General features: G+C 46.4%; 1 protein-coding gene. It reads left to right on the top strand.

Features of this window, described 5'->3' with window-relative positions; genetic code table 11:
- Positions 1-237 (top strand): DUF7507 domain-containing protein (locus tag G6042_RS00120; RefSeq protein ID WP_169522300.1); only part of this gene is annotated, 237 nt, incomplete at both ends.

Raw genomic sequence — 237 nt, forward strand, 5'->3', positions numbered from 1 at the left:
GTAGGCGACACGATTGTTTACACCTTTACAGTAACCAATACAGGAAACGTAACCGTAAACAATTTGACAATCAATGATGCCGTAATCGGCGTATCGAACTTGACAGTAACACCAAGTACGTTAACGCCGGGACAAGTTGGAACAGCAACGGCAACGTATGCAATCACACAAGCCGACATCAACAACGGTGGAGTTCACAACATTGCAACCGCAACCGGAACAGACCCGAACAACAAC

It is taken from the genome of Flavobacterium solisilvae, from assembly GCF_012911605.1.
Lineage (GTDB): Bacteria > Bacteroidota > Bacteroidia > Flavobacteriales > Flavobacteriaceae > Flavobacterium > Flavobacterium solisilvae.